At 63.6% G+C, this 20,931-nt stretch carries 21 protein-coding genes and 2 riboswitches; of the genes, 5 read left to right on the top strand and 16 right to left on the bottom strand.

Translation table 11 applies throughout. From position 1 onward, the window contains the following. The 3 genes from VFC51_11940 to VFC51_11930 all read left to right on the top strand — a co-directional run. A partial coding sequence (locus VFC51_11940; protein ID HZT07735.1) for an ABC transporter substrate-binding protein occupies positions 1-1,225 on the top strand: 1,225 nt, incomplete at its 5' end. 17 nt (positions 1,226-1,242) lie between these two features. Further along, positions 1,243-1,443, top strand: coding sequence for a hypothetical protein (locus VFC51_11935; protein HZT07734.1), 201 nt, complete (start codon positions 1,243-1,245; stop codon positions 1,441-1,443). Positions 1,444-1,477: 34 nt separating this feature from the next. Then, positions 1,478-2,845, top strand: a complete 1,368-nt coding sequence (locus VFC51_11930) for an amidase (protein HZT07733.1) — start codon at positions 1,478-1,480, stop codon at positions 2,843-2,845. A gap of 3 nt (positions 2,846-2,848) precedes the next feature. Here the strand turns inward: VFC51_11930 and VFC51_11925 are convergent, their stop codons facing one another. From VFC51_11925 to VFC51_11895, 7 genes are all read right to left on the bottom strand, one after another. Continuing rightward, positions 2,849-3,715, bottom strand: a complete 867-nt coding sequence (locus tag VFC51_11925) for an alpha/beta hydrolase (GenBank protein HZT07732.1) — start codon at positions 3,713-3,715, stop codon at positions 2,849-2,851. Between the two features lie 485 nt (positions 3,716-4,200). Beyond that, positions 4,201-4,641 (bottom strand): universal stress protein, encoded by a 441-nt coding sequence (locus tag VFC51_11920; protein HZT07731.1) that lies wholly within the window; start codon positions 4,639-4,641, stop codon positions 4,201-4,203. A gap of 131 nt (positions 4,642-4,772) precedes the next feature. Continuing rightward, positions 4,773-5,228, bottom strand: coding sequence for a universal stress protein (locus tag VFC51_11915; protein ID HZT07730.1), 456 nt, complete (start codon positions 5,226-5,228; stop codon positions 4,773-4,775). Positions 5,229-5,259: 31 nt separating this feature from the next. Further along, positions 5,260-5,661: a universal stress protein gene (locus tag VFC51_11910; protein ID HZT07729.1), complete on the bottom strand. Its 402-nt coding sequence runs from the start codon at positions 5,659-5,661 to the stop codon at positions 5,260-5,262. A gap of 316 nt (positions 5,662-5,977) precedes the next feature. After that, the gene (locus VFC51_11905; protein ID HZT07728.1) at positions 5,978-6,151 is read right to left on the bottom strand and encodes a hypothetical protein; all 174 of its coding nucleotides are present in this window, start codon (positions 6,149-6,151) and stop codon (positions 5,978-5,980) included. 48 nt (positions 6,152-6,199) lie between these two features. Next, positions 6,200-7,426, bottom strand: a complete 1,227-nt coding sequence (locus VFC51_11900) for an MFS transporter (GenBank protein HZT07727.1) — start codon at positions 7,424-7,426, stop codon at positions 6,200-6,202. A gap of 52 nt (positions 7,427-7,478) precedes the next feature. Then, positions 7,479-7,739: an NUDIX domain-containing protein gene (locus VFC51_11895; protein ID HZT07726.1), complete on the bottom strand. Its 261-nt coding sequence runs from the start codon at positions 7,737-7,739 to the stop codon at positions 7,479-7,481. Positions 7,740-8,093: 354 nt separating this feature from the next. Here VFC51_11895 and VFC51_11890 point away from each other — a divergent pair, with 354 nt between their 5' ends. Together VFC51_11890 and VFC51_11885 are read left to right on the top strand one after the other, a co-directional pair. Then, positions 8,094-8,315 carry a dihydroxy-acid dehydratase gene (locus VFC51_11890; protein ID HZT07725.1) on the top strand — a complete coding sequence of 74 codons (222 nt, stop codon included), beginning with the start codon at positions 8,094-8,096 and terminating at the stop codon, positions 8,313-8,315. Further along, entirely contained in the window at positions 8,251-8,724 is a 474-nt protein-coding gene (locus VFC51_11885) for an HAD family hydrolase (GenBank protein HZT07724.1), read from the top strand. Before VFC51_11890 ends, VFC51_11885 begins: the two co-directional genes overlap by 65 nt. Before the next feature lie 23 nt (positions 8,725-8,747). Here the strand turns inward: VFC51_11885 and VFC51_11880 are convergent, their stop codons facing one another. From VFC51_11880 to VFC51_11840, 9 genes are all read right to left on the bottom strand, one after another. Continuing rightward, positions 8,748-10,595 carry a dynamin family protein gene (locus VFC51_11880; GenBank protein ID HZT07723.1) on the bottom strand — a complete coding sequence of 616 codons (1,848 nt, stop codon included), beginning with the start codon at positions 10,593-10,595 and terminating at the stop codon, positions 8,748-8,750. Positions 10,596-10,650: 55 nt separating this feature from the next. Beyond that, positions 10,651-11,145 (bottom strand): HEAT repeat domain-containing protein, encoded by a 495-nt coding sequence (locus VFC51_11875; protein HZT07722.1) that lies wholly within the window; start codon positions 11,143-11,145, stop codon positions 10,651-10,653. Positions 11,146-11,337: 192 nt separating this feature from the next. Further along, the gene (locus tag VFC51_11870; GenBank protein HZT07721.1) at positions 11,338-12,861 is read right to left on the bottom strand and encodes a DNA mismatch repair protein MutS; all 1,524 of its coding nucleotides are present in this window, start codon (positions 12,859-12,861) and stop codon (positions 11,338-11,340) included. Beyond that, the gene (locus tag VFC51_11865) at positions 12,858-14,393 is read right to left on the bottom strand and encodes a DNA mismatch repair protein MutS (protein HZT07720.1); all 1,536 of its coding nucleotides are present in this window, start codon (positions 14,391-14,393) and stop codon (positions 12,858-12,860) included. Before VFC51_11865 ends, VFC51_11870 begins: the two co-directional genes overlap by 4 nt. Before the next feature lie 71 nt (positions 14,394-14,464). Beyond that, a riboswitch (Fluoride riboswitch) is annotated at positions 14,465-14,547 on the bottom strand. Between the two features lie 452 nt (positions 14,548-14,999). Further along, a complete protein-coding gene (locus VFC51_11860; GenBank protein ID HZT07719.1) occupies positions 15,000-15,587 on the bottom strand; it encodes a hypothetical protein in 588 nt (195 codons plus the stop codon). Between the two features lie 59 nt (positions 15,588-15,646). Continuing rightward, positions 15,647-15,895 (bottom strand): hypothetical protein, encoded by a 249-nt coding sequence (locus tag VFC51_11855; GenBank protein HZT07718.1) that lies wholly within the window; start codon positions 15,893-15,895, stop codon positions 15,647-15,649. Positions 15,896-16,302: 407 nt separating this feature from the next. Then, positions 16,303-16,385: riboswitch (Fluoride riboswitch) on the bottom strand. A 475-nt stretch (positions 16,386-16,860) separates the two neighbouring features. After that, positions 16,861-17,826 (bottom strand): extradiol ring-cleavage dioxygenase, encoded by a 966-nt coding sequence (locus VFC51_11850; GenBank protein HZT07717.1) that lies wholly within the window; start codon positions 17,824-17,826, stop codon positions 16,861-16,863. A 39-nt stretch (positions 17,827-17,865) separates the two neighbouring features. Beyond that, complete coding sequence (locus VFC51_11845; protein HZT07716.1) at positions 17,866-19,587, bottom strand: ABC transporter substrate-binding protein; 1,722 nt, start codon at positions 19,585-19,587, stop codon at positions 17,866-17,868. A 37-nt stretch (positions 19,588-19,624) separates the two neighbouring features. Next, entirely contained in the window at positions 19,625-20,917 is a 1,293-nt protein-coding gene (locus VFC51_11840; GenBank protein ID HZT07715.1) for a Rieske 2Fe-2S domain-containing protein, read from the bottom strand. Between the last annotated feature and the right edge of the window lie 14 nt (positions 20,918-20,931).

Below are 20,931 nucleotides of genomic sequence, written 5' to 3'. Positions count from 1 at the left end.
GGACACACCCGATTCCAGCACGATTGTCGTCCACTGGAGCCGTCCGTTCATTGACGCGGATACGCTCTTCACCACGGTCCGCGGGATCCCCCTCCCTGAGCACATCCTGAAAGGACCATATGAGGCGGCGAAGGACGGATTCACCGACCTCCCCTATTGGAGCACGAATTTCGTCGGCACGGGACCATTCCGCCTTCGGCAGTGGGTACAGGGCAGCTATATGATCGCCGACGCCAATCCGCAGTACGTGCTCGGCGGTCCCAAGCTGGACACCATCGAGGTGCGCTTCATCAACGATGCCAACACGATCGTCGCAAGCCTCTTGAGCGGCGAAGTCGAGCTCACCTTGGGGCGCAACATCTCGCTCGAATCGGCGCTACAGACGCGGGACCGCTGGCCGAACGGGCGGATGGACGTGGGCCTCAAGAGCTGGATCGCCCTCTTTCCCCAGTTCCTCAATCCCACCCCAGCCACGCTGACCGACGTCCGACTCAGACGCGCGCTCCTGCTCGCGATTGACCGCAAGCAGCTCACGGAGACGCTGCAGGCGGGGCTCACGCCGGTTGCCGACGATATTTTTGCTCCCGGCACCGAGGAGTATGCGGCCGTCGAGCGCGATATCGTGCGCTATCCGTTCGATCCCAAGCAGGCAGCGCAGCTACTCACCGACCTGGGCTATCAGGCGGGACCAGATGGCACGCGGCAGGACGCCGCGGGGCAGCGACCAACGCTGGAGATCCGGACCATCGCCGGCGATGACATCATCGAGAAGACGACCTTCGCCGTGGCCGCTGGTTGGCAACAGATTGGCCTGGGCGCCGACCCCTTCCCGATCCCGATCCAGCGCGTCCGCGATCGGGAATGGCGGGCCACGTTCCCGTCCTTCGAGCTGCTCCGCCAACCGAACGATGCGCCGGCGGTCACGCGGGCCCACGGATCTGAGACGCCACTGCCGGAGAATAACTACACGGGCAACAACCGCAGCCGCTACCGGAACCCTGAGTTCGACGCCCTGCTCGACCGGTACGTGGCGACAATCCCCAAGGCAGAGCGGACGGATGTGCTCGCCCAGATCGTCCATCACATGACTGACCAGCTTGTGTGGATGGGCCTCTTCTACAACGCCGAGGCGACAATGATCGCGAACCGCGTTGAGAATGTGGGAGCCAATAACGCGGGATCGAGCACCCAGGCATGGAATGCCTACACCTGGGATGTCCAATAGCAGAGGGGGAGTCGCAGATGCTGACCGACGACGTGTTTCGCGCCCTCTTGGTCGAGTATGTCGGCGTCGCGTTCGAGCCCGAAGACCGGGAGCGCTTGCGCGCGGTCGTCGAGCGGCAGCAGGCGCGGATGCGGGAGCTGCACGCCATCGACTTCGGTGGGGATGACCCGCGCACCACACAATACGTCGAAGATTTTCGGCTGCCCCGTTATGCCTGACCTGTCGCTCCTGCCCATTCACGAGCTAGCCCCGATGATCGAGAGCCGAGACGTGTCGCCCGTCGAGGTGACGCGGGCGCTCTTTGACCGAATTGACCGCCTGGAGCCGCGTCTCCGCTCCTTCATTCGTCTGGAGCCCGAGCAGGCCCTGACGCAGGCCCTGGCCGCGGAGGTGGAGATCGCGCGCGGTGGCTATAGGGGGCCCCTCCACGGGATTCCCCTCGGGATCAAAGACAACATCGCGGTCGCGGGCTGGCCGACGACCAGCGGATCGGCGCTGATGAGTGAGTTCGTCACCGATTACGACGCGACGGTCGTCCAGCGGTTACGGGCGGCGGGCGCAACGATCGTCGGCAAGAACAACATGCACGAATGGGCGATGGGCGGCTCCTGCTCGAACGGGCCCTTCGGCACCGTTCACAATCCCTGGGACGAGACCCGTGTGCCCGGGGGTTCGAGCGGTGGGTCCGCCGCGGCGGTGAGCGCCTCGCTGATCTATGGGTCGCTCGGAACAGATGGCATGGGGTCGATCCGGACGCCAGCGTCTTACTGCGGGGTGGTCGGGTTCAAGCCGACCTACGGGCTGGTGAGCCGGTTTGGCCAGCTGCCGCCGACGAGCTCGACGAGCGATCACGTGGGGCCGATCACCAAGGATGTCCGCGACGCGGCCATTTTGCTGGGCGCAATCGCGGGATACGACGCGAACGATCCCACGTCTATTCAGTCGGCCTCCGTCGATTACCACGCCGAGGTCGGGCGGCCGCTCAGCGGGCTCCGGGTTGGGGTACCGGTGAGTTACTTCTTTGAGAATGCCGAGCCGGAGATCCAGGCGCTCGTGCACGAGGGGGTCCGTCAGCTCGCATCGATCGGCGGGGAGGTCCACGAGATTCACATCCCCTGGGTGGAGAAGATCGGCCTGGTGAGCGCAGCCCAGGGCAACGAAAGCAATGCGTTCCTCCTTCAGTACGCCCGATTGGGTCCGCAGGCCTTCGCGGACCGCACGATCTGGGAGCGCGTGATCGCGGGACAGTTCGTGCGGCGGGCAGACGCGGCGCAGGCGGGCAGGCTCCGTAGCCTGATCCGTCGGGAGTTCGCCAACGTGCTCCAGGAGGTGGATGTCATCGTGACCCCGACGAACCCGACGCCGGCGTTCTTGATCGACGTGACGGGCGATCTTCCTGGCGGCAAGCCGGGCGGGAATCTCGCGATCACTAATGCGCTCACGTCGCCGTTCAACTTCACCGGCATGCCCGCCGTTTCGGTTCCGTGCGGGTTTACCGCTGATGGTCTCCCCGTTGGGATGACGATTTCGGGTCGCCACTGGGAAGACGCGCTCGTCCTGCGCGCGGCGCACCAGTACCAGGTGGCGACCGGTGGCTACCGGTCGCCGCCCATCACTTGACCGTCACAATCGTGGGTCAGGCCCAACTCGGGCGGGCGTCTTATCCCGAAGGATCGGCGCGCCCGTAGAGGCGATGTCCGCGCCCACGCCTTCGAAGAGGCCGCGGCGCTGGAGGAAGTCCAGAAAGATCGCGTCCCATTCCCACGGCTGCTCCATGTTGCAGGAATGGCCAGCGCCGCCGATGGTGACGACTTCGCAGTCGGGCACGTTGCGCTGCAGCTCCCACGTAGAGTCGTGTGAGTTGTCCTCGCTCCCCGTGATGACGAGCATCGGCGCCTTGATGCCGGAATGGAGCCACTCGGGGTCCGGCTCGCCGAGCGCGCGGAACATCTCCACGATGGTGTTCGCATCCGCCCAGCGGTTGCGCTCGACGAAGATGCGCGCGAAGTAGCTGGCGAGCGGAGTGGCGCGAAACGGGGCGCTGTAGTCCTGGAAGGTGTGATCGAAGCGGAACGCGACGCCCCGAGCGCCGTACTCGCGGCGACGCTTGACCGTGAACTCCTTGTTTCCGCCAAACCCGGTCCCCGAAACGACCACGGCCAGGGTCTGCTCCGGCCGCATGTTGGCCATGTGCTGGACGACGCTCGACCCGACGGATTCGCCGACGATAATCGCTCGATCGCTGGTGACCTCCTCGATCGCTTCCCAGCATGCCTGCGCGATGTCTCGCATCGTCAAGCCCGGGGAGGCCTTGGGAGACTTGCCGTAGCCCGGCAGATCGATGCCGATGCAGCGGAACCAGGTGGAGAGGTGCGCCATCTGGTAGATCCAGCAGGTGTGATCCATCGGGTTGGGGTGCACGAAGGCGACCGGCAGTCCACTCTTGCCCAGCTGCTCCCAGTACAGGGGTCCGTTGATGTGCTCAGCCATTTCTTCCCTCCTTGCGGCGTCCCCTCCCCTTGAAGGAGGGTCGCAGTGAAGCCTCGGCAGCTCGAGAGCTGCCGACAAACCAGGCGATCAGCGTGTTCCACTTATACGCTTCGCGGTGGTTCTTGACCACAGTCCCCGCCAACTCGGGAAAGATTCGAGCGGTATACGCCGAGGAGGTCCGAGGGCGCGCCGCCGATCTCGGGATGCCCCGGCGCCGGAATGGCCGCGTCACGATTGGGTATCTCCCCTTGGTGGACCTGGCAAGCCAGAAATCTCGCTGAGGTCGCCGAGCAAATGCACGGTAACGCCCTGAATCGCGACGCCGTCGCCGGGAGCTGATCACCCGTGAAGAGGAGCGCGCGACCAAGCGGGCTTTGGATCTACTCGTGGGCGAGAAGGGTGTCTTCTCATTTCGGAGTCCGGACGATCAACTGTAGCCAGGGCTTTCGGTCTATGACACAGGCCCAATCGAGAATTCGAAGGGGCTACGGAGTGGTGTCGTCGCTCCGGACGACGAGGACCGAGCATGGTGCGATGTCGACGACCCGGTCGCTGGTGCTACCGAGCAAGCGCTTCATCACCCCCCGGTGGCCGTGCTGGCCGACGATGATGAGGTCGGCACGAATCTGGCTGGCGAAGTCCACAATTGCCTGTGCCGCGTGACCATGCACGGTCTCGGTCTGCAGCGCGACCGCATGTGACTCTGCCTCCCGTTGCGCCTCCGCCTGGAGTCGCTCAAAGTACGCTGCCACTGCGGACCCTTCAGCCTGCACCTTGTTGGCAGCGGAGGCGTAGTGCGGGAGTGGCTCCTCGACCGACAAGGCCCAGAGGTCGGCACCGTCCTCTTTCGCCACCTGGATGCCGTGGCGTAGGGCGCACCACCCACTGGGTGAGCCGTCGAATCCCACGAGAACTCGGTGAAACACGCCCCACCTCCGCGTGAAGGTTCATCCCGACGTTATGCGCAGTCGAAAGAAGTCCCGTGCGACTCTCGCGACGAAGTCACTGTCGGCTACTCACGAAGCTTTCGACTCGGAGGAACCGTGCGTCCCCAAAGCTACGAGCCTCTGGCGGTGGTGACTTCCGCCGGCAGTCGCTCGACCAGGACGCAGCAAGGGGCGTGGTCGACGAGCCGGTCGGCGGTGCTGCCGATCAAATGGTGCCAGGGATTGGCATGCCCGCGGTGCCCCACGACGATCAAGTCGACGGCGGCATCGCGGGCGAACTCGATAAGCCGGTCGGCGGCATGGCCGGTCACTGTTCGCGTCCGCAAGGCAACTCCTTGCTGCGCGGCTGCCTCGCGGGCAGTCTGCTGGACCTCGCGGAAGTAGCTGTTCTCCCGTTCCTCCTCCTCCTGGACCTCGTCGATGGTCCCCGGAAAATGGGGAAGGTGGTCCTCAACGGACAGCACCCACAGCTCGGCGCCATGTGCCTGGGCGATGTCGAGCGCTCGATGGAAGGCTGCCCAGGATGTGTCTGATCCATCGAGTCCGACCAATATCTTTCGGAACACTGCCACCTCCTTTGGTGGCCACGCGTCGGGCCTACCGGGCCACGAGCACTCCGCAGGGAGCGAGGCCGACCACCTTGTCTGCGGTCCGGCCGACTGGTCCCGGGCGCTGGTTCCCGGCACCGACGACCAACAGGTCACAGTCGTTCGTCTCACAGTACTGGACGATCGCTTCCGCCGGATAGCCGCTCAGCACCTGCCCTTGCACCTCCACGCCCGAGCGGCGCGCGGTACCGACCGCGGCCTCCACGGCCGCGTGGAGCTGCCCGTTCCGCCTGCCGCCCTCACCGCCAGGCGCGAAGGGGGGTAATGGCTCGTCAACGCCGAGCACGGTCAGCTCGGCATGTTCGGCGCGGGCGATGCCGATGGCCCGATGCAGAGCGACGTCGCTTGCCGGTGTGCCATGAACTGCGACCACGATGTTTCGGTATGCCACCGATTCGTCCTCACTCGCGTTGTTGCTGGTTATTCCTCAGCGTTATCCAGCAGAAACCCGCGGCGCTTCGAACGACCGCGCTACGCTCAGCCGGACTCGTTCCTCCCAGGCAGTAACTGAGCATGAAAAAAGGCCCCTGCCCAGGTACCAGGCAGAAGCCATCAGACGCGGCGCGCCAGTTCGCTCCCAGATGGGAGCCCGCGGACTTCATCGCGGCAACGACATCATAGCAGCGAGCGAGTCGAATGATCAACGAACTGCGCGATTACGTCCCCGGGGCACGCCGGGGCGTAGAACCGCGCGGCGGCACTGCCGCTCAGACGAGGTTCGGATTGGCAACGCGGATCTCCTTTGAGATGATCCGCCCCTCGGTATCCACCTGGTACACATATACCTCGCCGGTGCCGATGTCGAGACCCGGGATTGCTTCATCGGCGATGCTCTCGAGGTGCTTGATCAGCGTCGTACTCGTACTTGTTGCGACTTCCACGTGGGATCTCTATGATGACCTCAATACCTTCCACCGCTTCCGGGCCGTCTAGGACGTGCCATCCCCCACTTCTCCACCCTGGCGCGCGACGGCGATAAAGAGCGGGATCGCCGCCAGTTCTGCCACGACTGAGAAGGTGACGAGTCCCATGAGCGACACGTTATAGAGGAGGCCCAGCACGACACTTCCGAGAAACCAGAAGACCCCGTAGCCCGAGGTAAAGAGGCCGTACGCGGAGGCGCGGCGCTGACGCGGCGCCATGTGGGCCACAGCCGCGGGCACGATCGATTCGTGGACACCCATGCCCAGGCCCCAGAGCGCGATCCCGAGAAGACCCAGACAGATGCCGCCGAAGAACACGAGGGGCGCGAAAAGGGCCGAGACCAACGTCAGCGGAATCAATACCCAGATCCCGAATTTGTCGAACAGCTTTCCAAAAATGATGGAGCCCGTTCCACTAATCCCCATCGCCAGGGCGTAAAAGGCCGGTAGCCAACTGTCGGAGATGTCGCTTGTCCGTTCGAGGTGGTAGGCCATGAAGGGGAAGTCCGCGAATCCCACCGCGACGAGCACCGCCCCCGCGAGGTAGACCCAAAACACCCGGGGGAGCCCCTGCGCGTTAACCTCGAGAGGCGAGCTGTCCATCTCCTCCGGGCGCGGATAGGAGAGCCGGGCTCCAACGAGGAGGCTCAGCATCACGACGGCCGAGATGCCAAGCGACGCGAAGGCAACCCGGTACTCGCCACGTGCCGCTAGGACGAGCGCGACGGCCAGGGGGCCGAAGAGGGCGCCAAACTGATCGAGGGCCTCGTGGACGCCGAAGGCCCACCCATAGCCGATCTCCTTCCCTGCGTGGGAGAGCATGACGTCGCGTGGAGGATTCCGTATGGCCTTTCCGACGCGCTCCTGGATGACGAGCAGGGCCGCAATCTGCCAATTGGGGGCCAGGGCGAGCAGGGGCACCGCCGCCATCTGGATCACGTAGCCGAAAATCGTGATGGGCCAGAACTGGCCGGTGCGATCCGCCGCCCTCCCCGAGAACAGGCGAATCCCATACCCGAGGAGCTCGCCGAAGCCGGTAATGATTGCAATGGCAGTGGCGCCGGCCCCCAGTAGGCCAAGATAGGGCCCAATGATGCCGCGGGACCCCTCGTACGTGAAGTCAGCAAAGAAGCTCATGATGCCAACGAGCACGATGAACTTGATCGCTCGTCGCCTCACCGTGCTGTACCCGGTGTAGTTTTCAGTGACGGCCTGATCAGTGGAGATCTCCACGCCCTGCCTCCTTCGCCTACTTAGCTTGACTCCCTCGAATCACCTAGCCTCCCTATTTCGGTTTCTGTTTGCTCCGCGCGGCTAAATCGGACCCGCGCAGGAACGCCGCCGCGTGTAGGATGCGCCGTTTGCGTAGGTGAGCCCGCACCGCCGCCTCCGCTGTTGATTCCCCAGGCTCGACGCGTCCCTTTGGCATGACCCAGGCACCCGAGGCGGTGCGTAACAGCAGGACTCGATCGGCGTGGTAGACAACGCCTCCGGCGGAAACCTCTGTCGTTCGCGTCCCCTGGTTCGGCGCGGTGTTCCCTGCCACGAGTGCCAGCCTCCAACTCCGTAGTCCGAGGGCACAAAAAAGCTTCTACTGCCCAATGACGCCTGGCAGTAGAAGCTATCAGCCCCATAGTAGCGGCACTTCGGCCCGCGGCCGAGCGAGCTTCATCGCTCATGTCATTATAGGCACATGGGCTGCACCGCGATCGGATCGGCCCTTACGCGATACGGAGCGTCGCTCCGACGACGAAGACGATCACGCCGCCGCCCATGAGCATCGCGGCCCAGCGCACGGGACTCACATATGGCTCCGTAAGATCGAGCTCACGCTCCGCGTGGATAGCTCGGGACGGCGCCGCGCGGGTGCGATGATGAGGAGTCGGCGCTGAACGCCGCAATGGAGCGCCGCATTGAGGCGGGGGATGTCATAATCATCCCCTACGAAGGTCCGAAGGGCGGACCGGGAATGCGTGAGATGCGAGCGGTGACCGCCACGCTCTCTGCACCCACGACCCAGACTTCGCGCCACACCGAGGCACAGCAAAGGCGTTGCCATGTTAGAGATCGACATTCCGGGATGGAAATGTCTGCATCTCGAGCACCTCGTGCTCGACGTTAACGGTACCGTTGCTCTGGATGGATCGCTCTTACCCGGGGTTATTGATCGCATCGGGCTCATCCGTGGCCTCCTCGAACCACACCTCCTTTCAGGAGATACCTACGGTCAGCTCGAAGTAGTGGCCGCTCAGCTCCAAGCGAACGCCGTCCGCATTTCTGCCGATGGTTCAGCCCCCGAGCGGAAGGCGGCATTCATTCGAGGTCTTGGCACGAAGAGCGTCGTGGCGGTGGGGAATGGAGCCAATGACGCTGCAATGCTCCAAGAGGCCGCGCTCGGGATTGGCATTCTCGGCGGCGAAGGGCTCGCGGTTGGAGCGCTGCAAGTTGCGGATATCGTAGTCCCGTCAATTCTGGATGGACTCGATTTGCTCGCCAATCCGCTCCGACTCGTGGCAAGCCTCCGACGGTGAAGATCTGGCAGATGAACCGCACGTCACGTGTGCTTGACTGGGTCTATCCGTTCCCAAGACGGTAGCTCAGGCCCGTTTGCCGCTGTGATGACGGGCTGAACGGGCGCGGGCCTGGCTAAGCGAAGCGCGTGCGCTAATTCCAGGCATTGACGCTCCAGGGTCCGAAGCCGTTCCCGTTCTCGGTCAGCTCCCGCGTCCATAGCAGCCAGTCTGCCTCGCGCCATTTCCACCGCCCCGCGAATGGCGGTGATAATGCGCTCCCAATTCTGATCGAGATCGAGAGCGAAGCTGCGGAAGCTGTCCTCTACGTTTTGAACCACGGCCCAGCGGAGATTCTCGACATTGCGGGAGACGAGCCGCGTCGCCTCATCCACCAATCGATGCTTCAGGCGCCTCATGCGACGATCCATCGGAAGCAGTCTCTCCAAGAGGCTTGGCGAGATCGGAATGGGATTGAAGAGTGAGCTCCAGTCGTGGGTCGTCCAGTAGGGCCGATGCCGGATCTCCAGGGGGTTGTGCGCTGGCACGCCTCCATAGGGGATTTCGAACAGCTCTGCGGCCGTCTGTTGGACTGAGCATATCAGCTCGTCGGCACGCTCTTGATGACCGGTGAGGACCGCTTGGAGGCGCTGGTCGATGGTCGCGGTCTCTTGTGTGAAGAGCTCCTCGAAGAGCTGCGGGATTGCTTCGGCGGTGCGAGCTCTCCCGATCCTGGCCAGCTCGGCGGGATTGCCCGCCGGCGTCGCTGCTCCCTCGACGACCCCGGCCAGCGAATCGCAAATCCGTTTGTTCAGCAGTGTCGCTTCCTCATTGATGAAAGCGATGACCCGGCGGCGGTCACCGTCGAGCAGGTCCTGCAACGTGAGCCGTTGCTGCTCAGCTTCCTTCACCTTGGCCTCGAACGTCGCGAGGCGCTGCTCGAGCTCGGCCAGCGATAGATCGAGCGTACGCCCTTGCAGGCGGACTCGAAAGAGCGCGTCGATAACGAGGGCCTCAGCCTTCGACGAGACCGCCGCACGCACCGTGCGCTCCTTGTCCTCGGCGAGAAAGTCGAGGAGGTGCTGCTCCACGACGGCCATCCCGCTATCCGCCCAGAGTGCGACATTCCCGCTGACTCGCGCCTCGAGCCCCTGCCGCGCGGAGACGACCCAAATGGCGAGTTGCTCCCCGAAGACTCCTTTGGTAGCCAGGGTGCTGCGGAGAAACTCGACGACCTCCTCACGATCCGCCTCATCGAGACAGTCAGCTTTGTTCAAGACGTAGAACGCGCGAGCCACGTGTCGCTGGACCGCTTGGAAAAAGTCGACCTCGACTTCCGTGACCGGCGGATCGGCGGAGACGACGAACAGAGCGGCATCACACTGTGGGAGGAGATCAAATGTCGTCTGGGTATTGTGCTGAAATGTCGAGCCGATCCCCGGAGTGTCGATGAACACCACCCCACGCTGGAGCAGATGGCTCGGATGCTCCACCTCCACCCGGTCAACCTGGCGTTCGTTGTGGGGGTTAGCCCGCTCAGAGATGAACTCGACCAGCGTGGCGGCCAGCTCCGCGGGATCATCGCTGGCGAACTCTTGGTGGCGCCCATCCTGGAAGATCACCCGCACGAGCCGTTGGGGTCCCCCCGAGAGCCAGGTCGGGATGGACGTCACCGGTGTGACGCCGAAGGGAAGAAGGGGCTCCCCCAGCAGGGCGTTGAGCAGCGTGCTCTTGCCCCGCTTGAACTGGCCGAGAACGGCCACGTGGAGCCGAACCTCCACCAACTGCTCGTGGAGTCGCTCCAGCCGGCCGCGCTCGGCGGCAGTGTCCGCGCCGATCTCCGCGAAGAGATCCGCGGCATCCGCGACGGTCGAAAGCAGTTCGTCCATCATGGTCCGAAGGTCCAGGGCACCAGGCTGCCGCTCAATGGTCAGGACCCTGCACCTGCTACGACTGCGCAGTGGCGGGTGAGGCCATCCCGAGTGACCGCTGCGCCGCTTGGCGCACGCGCATCGAAGGATCGTTGTCCGCGGCCCACCTGAGCGCCTGATATGCTCCTGGCCCACCGATGGCAGCAAGCGCTTCAATCGCCCGGAGCCGAACAGTCAGAAAGCTTGGGCGCTCCAAGAGATGCTCGAGCGCGGGTATCGCTTCAATGCGCCCGATCTGGCCGAGTGCCGTCGCCGCCGACTCGAGCAGTCCAAGCTCATTCCTCTCGGTGACGACATGACAAAGCGGCCCGACCGCTCGCTCGGCGTGAAGCTCACCCAGGATCGCAGCGGCGCGTGCAGGGGTGTCGGGTTCCGGATGGTCAAGGGCGCGAATGAGCTTCGTGACGTAGTCGATCTCCGGCACCGTTGCGACGTCGGCCCCACACCGCCAGCAGGTTTTGGCGCCTGGGAGCTGCTCAGCCCAGCACTCTGTGCAGTAGACGGTCGTCATTGACCCCTCCTACGTCCCTCGGTCCCACTACGGCTCCGGGCAACAAAAAAGCCTCCACTGACCATTTGGTGGGCAGTAGAAGCTATTAGTCAGGGGACTGACGGTTCGGGTGCGGATGCACCTCTCGCGAGCTTCATCGCGAGGCTCACATCTATCATAGCACCGCGGCGGATCCCGCATCAGCAATCCGCCTCACGCGCGGAGGGTCACCGGCGCGACGCCCTCTCCCTCCTCGAAGATGCGCCGGTAGAGGTCCTCACCGTGGCTGGTGGGCAAAGGCTCACCCTCGACCAGTCGAAAGGTCCGGGTCCCATCGGCTAGCCGGTCAGCTCGCAAGAAGCGCCCGACGTCTCGCTCCTCGCCGTACCAGTAGTGCGCCAGTTCAAACGAGTGGGTCACGAAGAAAACCTTGACGTTCGCATCTAACAGTGCCCGGATGATACCGCTGGCAATTTCGGCGCCCTCGCGTTCGTTCGTCGCCGCGAACGACTCGTTGAAGAGGACCATGCCGTGCGGGGTCACCCGGTCGGCGATCTTGCTCATCCTGCCGAGCTCTTCGTCCAGCTTCCCGCTCTCCATCGTCGGATCTTCCTCGCGCTTGAAGTGCGTGAAGACGCCGGCACAGGTGTTGGCACGGAACCGCTCGGCTGCCACAACCATGCCGCACTGCATCATCAGCTGGGCGAGGCCCACGCTTCGCAGGAACGTCGACTTCCCACCCTGGTTCGCGCCAGTGATCACGACCAGTCGCATGTCATCGGCATCCAGATCATTGCCGACGACCCTGCCTCGCATGCGCAGACTGAGGCAGACGTCGTACAGCCCGCGGCCAGAGAGCATTGGTCTCTCTCCTGCCAAAGACTCGGGAAAACATACCGGCTCACCCTTCGCTATCAACTGGCTCAGCAGATTGAGACAGGCGATGTAGAAGCCCAGCTCGGCTCGCACCATCCCGAAGAAGCTGAGAATGTGATCGCCGGCTTGGGCGACGGCGTTGGCCGTGAGGTTGATGCCCCGGCGCCTCAGCTCGGATAGCGCCTGTGTCCCCGCTTCATCGCGGGGCGCGATGACAAGGGTGAGGGGCGAACTTCCTCGGAAGGGAAGCCACCGCCACCATCCCCGCTTGAACTGTCGCGGCTTCCGCAGCACGTAGTCGACACCCTTGTTCCCCTTGCCTAGCCGGGCGCTGACCAGCACGCCATGGCGAAACCGGAGCCGTTTCAGGTGATCGTCGACGCACTGGAGATACTCGTCGTCAAGCTCCGTGCGGACCATCTGAAAGAACCTGGCAAATCCATCGGATTGGAACTGCCCGCCGTGTGCGTCGGCGATGGACCGCAGCCTTCGCAGCAGGGGCATGAACCCATCAAGGACCTCGGTCGCGCCGTGCAGCACGGAGTCGGGGGATGGCAAGAAACTGCGCCAGATCTTCCGCTCCCGCTCGATCGCCTCGACGGCGATGGCGTAGATCTCCCGAACAACGGTCGACTGCTCGATGCAGTCGCGAAGCACGCGCTGCCGGTAGACGATCTCGCGCGGGTCCTCGAGGCTGGACAGTACTGCCTTCCGTGCCACATCACGCAGGAACGGGTCGCCGAGTGCCATCGCATCGAAAAGCACATCCAGCCCCAAGTCCTGCGTGAGCTCCGCTTCCTGCGTCGGGAGCTCCGCGCCCAGATCGAAGTCTCGGTTCGGATACATCAGGAACGCCTTCATCGTGCGATCCGCTCCTTCAAGCGCGCGTAGCTCAGACCGTACTTCGCGGCCAGGGCAGCCGCATACGCACGACCATCGGCGGGCCGCCGGACGATCTTGTAGGTGCGCACCGCCGGGTCGTCGGGCGCCACGGTGCTGACCATGCTGACGGTGGTCGCACTGAGAGAGGAGAGGTCGTCCAGAAATGTCACACAGACGCAGAGGCAGTCCAGCTGCGTGATGCGCCCTAGGACCTTGGTGCTGAGAGAGAGCGCATCTCTGAATGTGGTCGAGGTGAAGATCTCGTTCAGAATGATGATGCTGGACGAAGTGGCGGCCGTAAGAATGTCGTGAATTCGCACGAGATCATCCTCGAGCTTCCCCCGCAGGCTCGCGAGCTGCTCCTCGCGCTCGAAGTGCGTGAACAGCTGATCGAATACGAAGAGCCTGGCCCTTTTGCCGGGCACCGGACAACCGAGGCTGGCCAGATAATGAAGTTGCCCGAAGGTTCGGGCGAAGGTCGACTTGCCCCCCTGATTCGGGCCAGTCACGACGACCACCCGCTCCGGATCCTGCAGGGAGAAGTCGTTGCACACCACCAGGGTGCGCTGAGGGACGAGTCGGTTGGCCAAGGCGAGGTCGAAGGTCTCGCAGGCTGAGACCTCCTTGGAGTGATCTGACACCTGCGGATAGCAGAACGCCAGGCCGGCCGCCGTGAACCGGTGCATGTACTCCATGTACGCCGCATAGAACTGAATCTCTCGATCGAATCTGGCGATGGTTTGGTCCACATACTCGCTATGGCGATCGCAGAAGCTGTCCAAGGCCCGAAAGAGATCGGGGTACAGAAGAGCGACTCTGTCTAGAATGCCGGCTTCTACGTGGTTCATCTCGGGCCTGCTGGAAAACTTGGCTCGATAGTCTGTGACGTCGCCTTGGCGAAACCTCTGGAACGTGGCCTCCACTTCTGCCGCATAGTCCGTTTCGGACTCATGCCTGCTTACAGTGATACGGTCGCCCTCGATTTGGAGACAATAGGCGATCCGCGCGAACTCATCCTGCAGGTCGTTTGCGTCACCGACCAGCGAGGCGAATGGTGTGGATCCGACATAGCCCGAGAGGTATTCCTCGAAGGCGACAAGACCGCGTGATGCGATGGGAGCCCCGGTCAACCCCGCCCGGAGGCCAGTGACGGCTTTGGTGTAAATCGACACCGCGTCCAAGAACCAGCTTTCCTTCTGGTACTTGTAGTAGAGCTTGTCGGCCTGGGCTAGGTGCTCCCGCATGGCGAGCATGGCGCGAGCGAATGCCATGATGCTGTCCCACACGGGCTGACGCTCGAGGTCGCGGAAGACTTCGTGCCGGTAGGTGATCGCATCGACGTCCCGCAGCGGTGCGGAGAAGAACGGCTCGAGCGCGTATTCCTCACGGCCAGCGACGATCGCCTCGACCACTTGGTCGAGATTCAGATCGCGAAAACAGGCAGGGGCGCCCAGTTCGCCCAGCCCGGCCGCCTGGTTGACATCTTTAAACAAGATGCTGCAGCAGGTCACCGGACAGCCTCGGCGAACTTGCTCTTTGCAGACGCGAGCACACAAAAAAGCTCCCACCGCACGGCAGAACGCGCGCGTTAGAAGCCATCAGCCGGCAGGAAACAGCCGGCGGTCCGCCCTGGCGGGCTGGGCGAGCTTCATCGCCCTCTGCAACAGAGTATACCGAGCAATGCCTTTCGTCTGAGGCGGCGATCACGCTTCGCATCGGGACAACTTGATGAGCAGCACAAGTCGAAGGTGGTGATGTGGGCCCCACCATCCTAGCTAGCCACGAGCGAGGAGCACGGCGCGGGGCGCGTGATCGAGTACGAACCGCGCTACCCTGCCGACTTATCGGGGTCCCGGCTCGGCATGCCGCTTAGCCGCGAGCGCGACCAGGTCAACCCGCTCGGCCCTTAGGAAGCCCACGATTTCGCGCTCCGGCCGCCCCAGCGGACCTCGCCGCGGATCCACTCGGCAGAAACGATCGGGTGGGCCGCAGCCCGTCCCAAGGCTGGCTAACCGACACTGCCCGCGGGCGAACGGCGTCCGATCACCAATCGGCATCGCGCTTGACAACAGCATGTGACCGGCGGGGTTCCGAGTTGGCGATGGATCGTCCCTTTCTCAGGTCTGGTCAGGCCGCTGGATCCTGCTGTGGACTGCGGCACCGAGTGAGCGGGGCCCGAGCCAACGGCGTAGCCATGAGACCAGCCCGTGTGCAGATGATTCTGGCTGGTCGGAAACGCGTGGGGCCCGCTCGTTCTCCGTTGGGATGGAAGCCACCTGGGCGCGCAGCACCGCCATTTCTGCTTTCAGGCGTTGCTCGTCCGCCCGGAACATGGCCAGCCGATGCTTCGCCAGCTCGTTTTCGCCGCGGAGTCCCGCGATATTCATTTCGAGCACCTTCACGAGCTTTGCGAGCTCGAAGGCCCGGAACTTCATGACCGAGTAGGCGCTGTCAAGCTGCATCGCCTGGGCGTGGAAGCGCTCGACCTCGGCGCGCAGGTCGGGATCTCCTCGGTTGAGCCGGCTCAGTTCTCGCTCCCCCTCGAGGTAGGCAAGGCCGTAGCTGATGAGCGTTAACCAGACCTCGGGCTCCGGCCATCTCTCGCGCGACGCAAGCTCGCACGCACGCTCGTAGACCTCGGACGGGAGATCAATTTGCACGTGACATACGTCGGCCTGGGCGTTGGTTTGGTTCGTTATGGCCATTCGAAGCTTCTCCCTGAGCCTGCTGCTCGATTACCTTGAGGTTTCGACGCAGAGACTTGTCATTTCACATTTCCGGTAGGTAGAGGCCCCGCGCTCTGGACGATGGAGCCCAACCATGCACCCGCAACCAGGGACAGCCCGATGAAGAAGAACATGGCGACGGCCGCAGCCTGCACCGAATGTTTCATGACGTCGCCTCGCGACAGCATTTGGTGTCGGCTGTATTCGTCATAGGTAATCAAGAACGCCATGCTGCCGGCGATCGTGCTAAAGATCAATCCAAGGGTGAGGGACGTTTGCCAGGTCATCGCTCGAACGTCCTCGGTGTGACTGGGCCTAGGCGCGCGCTGAGGTCCCGCGCTGCGTGACCCTTCGGAAGTGCGTGCTCTAGGCGGACGGCGATCCCCTCTGACCAATCTCGCGCTCGCATCACACAGCGGCGGAGATCGCCAGTCCGCGTGCGTGCAGCCTCGTGAATGCGGCATATGTGCGCTGGGCAAAACCCAAGGGCCGCGCCAAGGCGGATCCGAATGTGGGGATCAGTAACTATGTCGGCGAGAAGATGTATGATCGCACGGATCCCCCAGTCGTCTGCTGCGGCGCAGACGATGCGCCCCCGCCGATCGAGGAGGGACTCTAGCCGGGCAGCGGCGGGATCACTCACCATCGCGGACCGTTCGAGGAGCAACAAAAAGGCCTCCACTGACCACACCCGTGGACAGTAGAAGCCATCAGTCAGGGGCTGACGGTTCGGCTGCGCTGGCGCGCATCCTCGCGAGCTTCATCGCGATGAGTCTCTTTACAATGGTACCGTGCTCCTCGGCTGCCAGGCAATCCCGGTGGCTTCCATGGCGCTCATAGCGCAGCCACACGTCCGAGGCGTCGTGATCCCCCGAACTTGCATGGCCCCCAACGCGTGCCAAAATCGCGTCGGGCCGCGGACATCGGGCTATCGGACGGCGGACCTAGGTCCTAGGTGATGCCGGCGTGCGGATCGCTACCGTCTCCGCTCAGCCGTCCTACGTATGAGAAGTGAGGTCCCATTCACGGATGTTCTCTCCGACGAAAGATCGCAGTCTGGGCTTGTCCTTCCGCCGCGATTGTTGCCCACCCAGCGCGTGGCTGACGTGCCGGTCTGATCGCTGACGAGGCCCTGCGCACCGCCGATGTGGCTCGTCATCCCATTCCCGTGGACCGCCCCGCCCCCGAGCATCGCGTTGATCTCGGGGTCACTGCGCACCGGGTTCGGCACGAGGGGCCCTACGAAAATCCCTCACACGGAGCCCGTCGAGGCATGGAGATCCCAGCAGCCGACTCCCATGCCCATAATGCCCTGGTAGAACGGCTCGTAGACCAGTCGCTCCGGGCGTGCGTCTCCTATGGCACCGAGCATGGTGATCCAGCTTCGCAGCTCGATCTCGCCGTTGGCGATGATCTCTTTGTTCGTGATCTCGGCAAGGGCGCGCCCGTCGCCGGCGTTCATGCGCTCGATCAGCCAGTGGTCGAACGACTCGCTGATCGACCCATACCCGAAAGGTCCCTCATAGTGCTTCCAGGGGTAGCCCCCGGTGAAGTGGCTGAGGCCGCCGCTGGCATAGACCGCGACACGCAGATCCCCCGGGAGCTGCTCTACCGCGCTGCGGAGCGTCTCCCCGAGATAGTAGCAGCGGGCGGGCGTCGGCGCGGGCACGTGGATCGCGTTCACGAAAATCGGAATGACCGGGACGCGGGCTTCGGGGTCGACGACGCGCAGCACCGGACCGAACGCATGCGCCTTGAGCACGTCCCCTGGTAGCTTTGCGATGGACGCCATGTCGATGTCCGACTCGACGCAGTGCGTGAGGATAGCTCTCGCGACAGCTGGCGCACACTCATAGCGCAGTGGCTGAACAGCTGGGTCCCGGCTCCCGGCGAGGAAGTGGTCTCCCAGGTAGATTGCCACCTGCGGTAGATTGTCCTCGGTAAGGTTCTCATTCTGGTCATCGCCAATGAACAACAGGACGTCAGGCTTCACTTCTGCCAGCTTCTGTCGCGAAGCAGCGAAGGCATCACGAATATGGGCATAGCGTGCCTGGTTCGACTCGAGCGTCTCGGCCGCGATCTGCGGGTGGTTGGGTGGCTCCACGCCATACCTTCGCGCGTACATCGCGCGGTTCCGCGCTCGGCCGGCATCCCATCGGGACGGGTCCTCGAGCGCAAATGCGTGGGACGATGCCAGTGCGGCGACGATCCTGCCCATGTCGAGCTTCCTTTCTGAAACCGCCCTATTGCGGACGCGTTAGCTCCTGGTGTCCCAGCTCTGGATGTCCCAGACGCGCGTCTCGCGAGCGTTCACGTTGACGAGCCGGTTGTTGAAGAACGAGATTTCCGCGTCGTAGAAGAGCCCCATGAGGTTCAGGTTGTCTGAGATGTATCGGACCGCGTCGCGAAGGATCTGGATGCGCTCCTGACGCGGAATTGTCGTAAGGAATCGGTTGATAATGCTGTCGAACTCGGGGTCCACGTAGCGTGCGTAATTGCTGCCGACGAATTTTGTCTCGGCCGTCGGCGCAAGGGGGCCCCTGAGCCGTCCGAGATCGCTGGCCGCATTTGGCTGGCGGTACATGAGGAACGACGGGAACGTCGCCATGTACTCCCGATCCGTGATGCGCTGGGGCGGCACGATCAGCGGATCGGTCGCCACGCCGAACCGCGTCCAGGCATCGGCAATACTCACCGTGGCGTCGTCGGACACGCGGATGCCGTACGTGCGCATCTCGACGCTGAGACGCTGATTGCTCGCGTCTCGGTACATGCCGTCCGAGCCCTTGGTGTAGCCCAGCTCCTCCAGCATCTGCCCGGCTTTCCGTTGATCGAATTCATATTTGACCGCCGCGTCGGCCACTTCGTTGTACTCGGGCTCGCTTGGGCCAAGATATGCGTGCGCCACACTGGTGAACCCACCCTCCAGCGTGTCCATCAGCTGCTGCCGGTCGGTGGCATACATCATGGCCTTCCGGAACCGGACGTCGCTGATGATCGGCGGCGTTGGGTTCATGAACTGCGGATGGATCACGATCCACGCGCGCGGCGTAACCTCCGCCCTACCCTCCTGCCATTGCTGGCGAACCTCGAGGACTTGCTCGATGGAGAACCCACGGCCGAATGTGAGGTCGACCGCACCGCTCATAAGATTTGTAATGATGACGTTCAGGTCCTGGATGAAGCGCACCTCGATCTCGTCGATCTTTGGCCGCCCGGCGACGTACGTGTCCACCGCGCGAAACAGGACGTGGCTTCCGGGCACGAACTCGGCGACCGAGTAGGCGCCAGTTCCGACGTAGTCCGTCGTCCAGTAGGGCAGAGACAGGAAGCTGGTTTTGTCAGCGGTGTAGGCCTCCTCGAGCAGGTGCCTCGGAAGCGGGAGCCCGAACGCCGTCGTCGACTGGCTTGTAAACATCGTGTCGGCATCGATGTACGGCTGCTTCCAGCGGACAACGACGGTGCTGGGGTCAGGCGCAAGCACGGCCTCGACCGACTGGTAGCCGGCGTTCCTCAGGATGGGCAGGTCGGTGTCCTGGTCCACGGTTGTGGTAAAGACAAAGTCCGACGCGGTGACGGGCGTTCCGTCCTGCCACTTGGCATTTGGCTTGATGTTCCATCTGGTCTCCATCTGCCCGTCGGGGAACAGCTTCCAGAGGCCATTCTCCGTGGAAGGGATCGCCTCCGCGAGCTGCGGTCGGATCTTTCCGTCACCGTCGACGTCGCCAAGACCAGCGTTGACGAGCTGTTCGATGGTTCCAGCCCCGGGAACCGTCACCTGCGCGTTGTTCATGCGAGAGACGATGTTATTCGGATTGCCGAAGATTGCGCCGACGATCCGCTTCGGCGTTCGGGACGCCGGAGCGCCGGTCGAGCCGGATGGCGAGGACGGCGGTTGAGCCGCGGGGACGCTGCACGCAGTGAGGAAAACGATGGCCAAGAGGCCCCAGACCCAGCCGGGGCGAGCCAAGAGCGTCATGCCAACCCGCCTTTCCCAGATGAAGACGTAGTCTGACTCACACCCGAACCTCGGCCTCCAGGTCCCGAGCAACCTGGCGCCATGGCCTGGACTCCGGGTAGACGCCGTTGTTTGCGATGATGCGGAATGCGTTTCGGCTCGGGTCGCGAGCGACGTTGACCGGCTCCACCCCCTCCTGCAGATCGAGGATCGCCTTCAGCAAGACCTGGCGCTCCAGAACGAGCGGGCGGTCCATCGCCCCGAGGTGCTCCTGCGCCCGGTCCTGAATGGGACCCTGGCTCTCAGTGGCGGCCAGATCGTGAATGACGAAGTCGACGCCCATGCCCGTGTACGACTCCCACATCATCGACTCGCGATCCTGCAGGTAACGGTTCGCTTTGTTCCGCTTGGGCACATAGCAATCCGTCCTCACAGCCGCGTTGTGCCCCCACTCCTCGCCGATGGGTCGATCGCGGCAAAAGGTGAAGGTGTACTTCCAGTTGTGCGTATCGTCGATGGGGACGTGCCAGTTGATGCCGAATCCACCGTCGCCGCGTAGCGGACCGGGAAAGGCCGTGAAATTGGGCAGGACGAACTCTGTCAGATACAGCTGGTACTTGTCGGGCCCGAAGTCACGGCGAATCTTATAGCTCCGGATGCCGTAGGACGTCAGCTCGGCATCGGCTGAATCAACGCCAGGAGCGGCTCCTCTACCATCGACCTGGGCCTGCGGACCAAGGTCGGGTCGCCCTCCTTCGTTGTTCAGTCCGCCGCCAATGCCGCGATTCCGCGCCGTGTAGTGCAGGAAGGTCAGGTGCGAAAGGTCGATATTCCCCTCGTTTGCCTGCAAGTAGTTGCATTCGTGGAGCAGCTTGGTCGCGAGCACGTTCTCGTCGGGCAGGGTCAGAAACTCATATCGCGGGAACAGGGGCGGCTCGCCAGGCCCCATATACGTAAAGATTGTCCTCGCCCTCTCGACACAGGGGTACGCCGTCTGCCGGATCCGTTCGTGGAAGGTGCTGCCCGCCGGCTCGCCCGGCTGCTCAAGGCATTGGCCCGTGCGGTCGAAGAGCCAGCCGTGGTAGATACACCTCAGCCCGCCATCCTCGACCCGCCCGTATGACAGGTCAGCGCCGCGGTGCGGACAGTGAATGCCCAGGAGACCTGGCTTGCCCAGGTCGTCGCGGAAGAGCACAAGATCCTCGCCGAGCAGACGGATGGGCAAGGGCGCGCCGCCGACCGGTAGCTCCTCGGACAATGCCGCTGGCTGCCAGTACCGGCGCATGAGGTCGCCGCATGCGGTGCCCGGTCCAATCCGTGTCAGCAGCTCATGGACTTCATGCGGCTCCATCTCTCCCTCCTCCA

It is taken from the genome of Chloroflexota bacterium (genome assembly GCA_035652535.1).
Classification (GTDB): domain Bacteria; phylum Chloroflexota; class UBA6077; order UBA6077; family SHYK01; genus DASRDP01.
This window is presented reverse-complemented; position numbering and strand designations above follow the sequence as displayed.

What these genes read in the sequence shown, in the direction of transcription:
- VFC51_11870 (HZT07721.1), bottom strand. Translation starts at nt 12,861, where the DNA reads ATGAAGGCGTTCCTGATGTATCCGAACCGAGACTTCGATCTGGGCGCG.
- VFC51_11925 (HZT07732.1), bottom strand. Translation starts at nt 3,715, where the DNA reads ATGGCTGAGCACATCAACGGACCCCTGTACTGGGAGCAGCTGGGCAAG.
- VFC51_11860 (HZT07719.1), bottom strand. Translation starts at nt 15,587, where the DNA reads ATGGCCATAACGAACCAAACCAACGCCCAGGCCGACGTATGTCACGTG.
- VFC51_11930 (HZT07733.1), top strand. Translation starts at nt 1,478, where the DNA reads ATGATCGAGAGCCGAGACGTGTCGCCCGTCGAGGTGACGCGGGCGCTC.
- VFC51_11850 (HZT07717.1), bottom strand. Translation starts at nt 17,826, where the DNA reads ATGGGCAGGATCGTCGCCGCACTGGCATCGTCCCACGCATTTGCGCTC.
- VFC51_11845 (HZT07716.1), bottom strand. Translation starts at nt 19,587, where the DNA reads ATGACGCTCTTGGCTCGCCCCGGCTGGGTCTGGGGCCTCTTGGCCATC.
- VFC51_11885 (HZT07724.1), top strand. Translation starts at nt 8,251, where the DNA reads ATGTTAGAGATCGACATTCCGGGATGGAAATGTCTGCATCTCGAGCAC.
- VFC51_11935 (HZT07734.1), top strand. Translation starts at nt 1,243, where the DNA reads ATGCTGACCGACGACGTGTTTCGCGCCCTCTTGGTCGAGTATGTCGGC.
- VFC51_11890 (HZT07725.1), top strand. Translation starts at nt 8,094, where the DNA reads ATGGAGCGCCGCATTGAGGCGGGGGATGTCATAATCATCCCCTACGAA.
- VFC51_11875 (HZT07722.1), bottom strand. Translation starts at nt 11,145, where the DNA reads ATGACGACCGTCTACTGCACAGAGTGCTGGGCTGAGCAGCTCCCAGGC.
- VFC51_11855 (HZT07718.1), bottom strand. Translation starts at nt 15,895, where the DNA reads ATGACCTGGCAAACGTCCCTCACCCTTGGATTGATCTTTAGCACGATC.
- VFC51_11840 (HZT07715.1), bottom strand. Translation starts at nt 20,917, where the DNA reads ATGGAGCCGCATGAAGTCCATGAGCTGCTGACACGGATTGGACCGGGC.
- VFC51_11880 (HZT07723.1), bottom strand. Translation starts at nt 10,595, where the DNA reads ATGATGGACGAACTGCTTTCGACCGTCGCGGATGCCGCGGATCTCTTC.